This window comes from Bacillus cereus group sp. N21 (assembly GCF_016483395.1).
Taxonomy (GTDB): domain Bacteria; phylum Bacillota; class Bacilli; order Bacillales; family Bacillaceae_G; genus Bacillus_A; species Bacillus_A pseudomycoides.
This window is the reverse complement of the sequence record NZ_JAEHBX010000140.1, coordinates 1-4,453: the sequence shown is the minus strand read 5'-3', so window position 1 is coordinate 4,453 and position 4,453 is coordinate 1. Positions and strand designations below refer to the sequence as shown.

Below are 4,453 nucleotides of genomic sequence, written 5' to 3'. Positions count from 1 at the left end.
AGTGCGTGAGTTGAAAGAGGACTATGTGAAGGGAATGCATTAGGAAACATGGACAGGAAACAAATCTACATCGATGTCTTATTACATAAAGGGATCTATAAGGAAGAAGATACAGGACGTCAACTTTATGAAATGAGTGAGCAGGAACTGTTCGAATTAATCAAAGGAGATGGGGAGAATGAGAGAGATTAAGTTCTTGAATCAAGTAAAGGTTAGAGAGTTTGCAAATAGTTCAAAGGAATACAGCGTTGATAAAAAACGACACGAAAGAGTGGTACTTAAATCAAAGAATACTAAAGTAGAAACAGTATTCACTGTAATAGGTGTTACCCAAATAAATCTTGGGTATACAGAATGGATTGGGCAAGAGGAAGGATATTGGTTCCATAAAACAGGAGCAGAAAAGGTGTTTATTGTAGCGAATGGGTTAGGGAGAAGATATAAAGCTTTACCAGAGGATTTAGAACTATTAAAAGGAGATGGGGAGAATGAGAAAAGAAATTGAGGAGTATATAAAGCATTTACACGAATCAGCAATTGATAGCAGGAAAGACGCGGATGCAGCGTTCGAGAATGGTGATTTAGGATTAGCAGGATTCCATAGAGGGCAGTGGCTCACGTTAGAAGATACAGCAACTGTATTAGAGGATATCTTATCAGATTACGAGGAGGAAGAATAATGAAAGCGATGGAACATGGAACTTACGAAATCACTCAACTATTAGCAGAAGCGAAGGAGACGAAAGAGAATGGCAAATAAGATCATTGTTTACACGAAAAATAATTGTCCTAACTGCATGCATGTGAAATTTGGACTAGAGGCAGCAGAATTGGAATTTGAAGATAGAAACATAGAAGAAAAGGAATAATACAGAAAAGAGTTTGATACTTATGGATATAGCGCGGCACCAATAACCGTATTCCCTAACGGAAGGGTACTTGCTGGATTCGAAAGAAAAGAGTTTGAGGATGAATTAGGATTTTAGGAGGGTTCACATGAAGAAAGAAACCAAAATACAGGTGGAAGGTGAGCTTAAAAAGGTAGAAAGCGAGATTCGTAAGATGGAATATCACTTGGTGGGATTGGATAACGAGAAGCGGAAGACGAAGCTTTCCTTGGAAGTGTTAAAGAAACAAAAAGAAAAATTGAAAAGTTACTTATAAGGAGCGGATAGGAAATGAAAACCAACATTACATTGCCAACTAATAAATTAAATGAATATCAAGAAGCAACATTACGTACTTGGAATAGAAAGAATGATTTTGATCGTCGTGTTTCTAATGCAGCATTAGGGATTACAGGTGAAGCCGGCGAGGTTGCTGATATTGTAAAGAAAGCTATTTATCACGGTCACGGATTCAATCCATCTCATTGCCCTGGAGAAGAAGATGGGAATACTCACAAACTTGCTTTAGAGTTGGGAGATATTATGTACTATGTAGCTGTTATGGCTAGTGAAATAGGATATACCTTGCAAGATATTGCTGAGATGAACATTGCAAAATTAGCTAAGAGATATCCAAATGGATTTAGCGCGGAAGACAGTAAAAAACGTGTTGATGTGAAGTAAGGTCAAAAATAAATTCATTACGATATAAAGGGGAAATGAGAGATGAAGAAAGATAGATATCAACGCATAGAAATTGTGAATTCACTTCTTAGTTACTTAGCAGATCACGAAAAGGATTTCTTCCGTTATGAAGATGAAAATAGAACAGCTCAATTTAAACATGATGGTAGAAACCTTTGGTTTGTAGATCACTATTCAAATGTTCCTATGCGTATGACGAGAAGCTCATATAAGAACAAGAAGCAAGAAAGGCACTTCTCAAGCGGTGGAACGATGTGGGCACTAATTAGAGATTTTACTGACTTCATCTATGGAAATGACAATCCGAACGGTAGAAATGGATATGGTGGCTTGTACTGTCCTCATTGGGGATGGACAGAGGAAGAAATGAAAAAGATGCGTGATTATGCAAGGGAAATCGGATACTTAAAAGCTTTATAAAATAGTTATTTAAATGCAAAAACCCTAACGTGGGAGTTAGGGTTTTGGATAAATATTATACATCATGACTAATTAATCAGATGAATCGACATTAGAAATAATATCATATATTTTCTAATAGATTAATATACAAATGTTAAGAAAATGTGAAAAAGGGGAGTTGAAAAGTGAATCGAAAGGAATATGCTGTTTACAAAGGTGAATCGCTCGTATGTCTCGGGACCATACAGGAATGCGCTCAACATATGGGCGTACTTCCTAAAACGATTCACTTCTATAAAACACCAGCATATCAAAGGAGATTGGCCAAGAGGAAGAAGGCAAGGAACTATTTAACTGTTACGGAACTTGAGGAAGATTAGTATAAAAATTTCATTTTGTTTTAAAACAAAAACCCTAGCTCTGTACATACAGTGCTAGGGAGAAGGTATAACAGCTCACTTTATTTGTTCTTTTTTATTGTAACGTAATATTACGTTAGAAACATCAGGTAAATGTAACCAATTGTATAACAAAGCAGCTAGCAAAAGCTAACTGCTCAGCTCCAATTGGGGGTTGGAGAAATATCATGTTGTCTACAGTATTGACAAAAGATTGAGTTTTATTCAGGGAGGAAGAGGGAAATGGGGAAAACAATCACTATTAATATTCCACCAGTTGAAAAGTGGACGTTAAGAGATCTTAAATTAGTTTGCCGACACAATAAAATAAAAGGCTACACAAAGATGAATCGTGATCAATTAATGGGACATGTAAGAGGAATACTTGGGCATACAGAAAATTAAACAAAAATTTCATTTTGTAGAAAAAAGAAACTAAAAAAGAGCACCATGTACAAGCGCTCTTTTAGATAGGAGGTAACTCAGTAAGCCGAGGGGCTAGGTTAGAAGTATATGGTGTGAAAACTAAATAAGAACAAAATTTTATTAGCTCAGTACAAAAAACAGTTAGCAAAAGCTAACTGCCTCTTGTACACAAGAACAATACATTTATAGGGAAACAGCAATATGTAACTTTAAGTTACATTTATAGTATAAACAGGATTAGGAATATTATGCAGATTAAAAAAGAGCACTGTATATAAGTGCTCTTGAGAGGCAGGCGTAATACCAATCATAATCAGTATTAATATACGCTTAATATAATTAAAATGTGAAAAAAGCAGCTAGCAAAAACTAACTGCTCGGCTCCAATGGGGGGAACTGGAGAAAGATTATATCTACAGTATTGACGGAATATTTATTAAATAATCATAGTGGTAATTTATTATTTGTTTTAACTTAAGGCTGGTTCCAAAAAAGTGACATACCAACAAAATATAAAATTATTAAAAGGAAAATTGCTATGAAAATAACTAAAAAAATCTTTTTCATCAGTAGACCTCCTTTATGAAGAATATTAACATCTATCTAAAATTTGAACAAAATAGTTATTTAAATAAAAGAAACCCCGTTTATCTACGGGGCTCCTAAGGATAATTGTCAAGTAATGACGTACTCGACTAATTAACCGTAACATGAATTTTTTGGGAATAATACTGGTAAATTCGTCCAAATGATTAGGGCCTACTATTTTGAACAAAAACGCTATTTTATTAGAAAAAGGGGAATGGATATGAGCGATCAAACTGTAATCATTAATATTCCACCAGTAGAAGAGTGGCCAATGAAACAACTCAAATCAGTTTGTAGGCACAATAAGGTAAAAGGTTATACGAAAATGGATCGTGAGCAGTTAGTGCAGCATGTGAAAGAAATCATCAAGAACATGAAGCTTAATAAAGAAGGGGAATGGATATGAAAGCGCAGGATATTAAAGAAGACAAATCACTTTGGGAGAAAAAACATCTCGAAGGTGTAGGGAAGGTACTTCTTGTTGAAGAGAGTTACTACGACAGTATCGTTGAATTGGTAGATAGGTTGGAGAAAGAAAATAAAAGAGCAGCTAGCAAAAGCTAACTGCTCACTATAAGAAATGGAGATAAGATATCCATTATGTAAATTAAATTAAACTATTTTTTATTAACAATATCATTCCTACAAGAAACAAGAATTCAATAGAAATCAAGAATCCATTTTTCCGTGGCCTTTTAAACTCTTTTATTAAAGTGAAAATGGAACAAATTGCTAAAAAGGTAAAAACAATGAGATATATTATATCTGGCATTTTAACCACTCCTAATTAATGTTTGACAAATATATTATATAACAATATTTGGATGTTAGGATAGGTATTAATGTAAATTAAGGGGAAATTAAGGAAAATAATCCTTTTAATAGAAAGTGAGGAATAACAATGGCATTAGGAAACAGAGGAATGCATTTTGAGAAGCTTATCAATCTATCTAATGAAATGTACCAAAGAGAGGGAGTGGCGCTTATAAACAAGCGTCCGACTCCTGTGAAGGTGTTAAAAAGTAGAGGGAGCCAAGTAACAAACGG

At 34.6% G+C, this 4,453-nt stretch carries 11 protein-coding genes and 1 pseudogene; all 12 read left to right on the top strand.

The genetic code is table 11. The features are described from left to right. The first annotated feature begins 48 nt into the window (after positions 1–48). Positions 49–192 carry a Fur-regulated basic protein FbpA gene (gene fbpA / locus JDS96_RS29695; RefSeq protein ID WP_199668991.1) on the top strand — a complete coding sequence of 48 codons (144 nt, stop codon included), beginning with the start codon at positions 49–51 and terminating at the stop codon, positions 190–192. Beyond that, positions 179–505, top strand: coding sequence for a hypothetical protein (locus tag JDS96_RS29690; RefSeq protein ID WP_199668990.1), 327 nt, complete (start codon positions 179–181; stop codon positions 503–505). The genes fbpA and JDS96_RS29690 overlap by 14 nt, the downstream gene beginning before the upstream one ends. After that, positions 489–680, top strand: coding sequence for a glyoxalase (locus JDS96_RS29685; protein WP_199668989.1), 192 nt, complete (start codon positions 489–491; stop codon positions 678–680). The genes JDS96_RS29690 and JDS96_RS29685 overlap by 17 nt, the downstream gene beginning before the upstream one ends. Positions 681–749: 69 nt before the next feature. Then, positions 750–869, top strand: a complete 120-nt coding sequence (locus JDS96_RS32655; RefSeq protein ID WP_242227187.1) for a glutaredoxin family protein — start codon at positions 750–752, stop codon at positions 867–869. A 127-nt stretch (positions 870–996) separates the two neighbouring features. Then, entirely contained in the window at positions 997–1,164 is a 168-nt protein-coding gene (locus tag JDS96_RS29675) for a hypothetical protein (RefSeq protein ID WP_199668988.1), read from the top strand. 47 nt (positions 1,165–1,211) lie between these two features. After that, positions 1,212–1,571 (top strand): annotated as a pseudogene (locus JDS96_RS29670) (nucleoside triphosphate pyrophosphohydrolase family protein); the annotation flags it as partial. A gap of 42 nt (positions 1,572–1,613) precedes the next feature. Continuing rightward, entirely contained in the window at positions 1,614–2,012 is a 399-nt protein-coding gene (locus tag JDS96_RS29665; protein WP_199668986.1) for a hypothetical protein, read from the top strand. A 167-nt stretch (positions 2,013–2,179) separates the two neighbouring features. Then, the gene (locus JDS96_RS29660) at positions 2,180–2,374 is read left to right on the top strand and encodes a hypothetical protein (RefSeq protein ID WP_199668985.1); all 195 of its coding nucleotides are present in this window, start codon (positions 2,180–2,182) and stop codon (positions 2,372–2,374) included. Positions 2,375–2,635: 261 nt separating this feature from the next. Next, entirely contained in the window at positions 2,636–2,797 is a 162-nt protein-coding gene (locus JDS96_RS29655; protein WP_199668984.1) for a hypothetical protein, read from the top strand. 829 nt (positions 2,798–3,626) lie between these two features. Beyond that, positions 3,627–3,812, top strand: a complete 186-nt coding sequence (locus tag JDS96_RS29650; RefSeq protein ID WP_242480028.1) for a hypothetical protein — start codon at positions 3,627–3,629, stop codon at positions 3,810–3,812. Next, positions 3,809–3,970, top strand: coding sequence for a hypothetical protein (locus tag JDS96_RS29645; RefSeq protein WP_179877664.1), 162 nt, complete (start codon positions 3,809–3,811; stop codon positions 3,968–3,970). Before JDS96_RS29650 ends, JDS96_RS29645 begins: the two co-directional genes overlap by 4 nt. A gap of 337 nt (positions 3,971–4,307) precedes the next feature. Beyond that, the coding region (locus tag JDS96_RS29640; protein WP_199668982.1) for a Holliday junction resolvase RecU at positions 4,308–4,453 on the top strand (146 nt) is incomplete at its 3' end.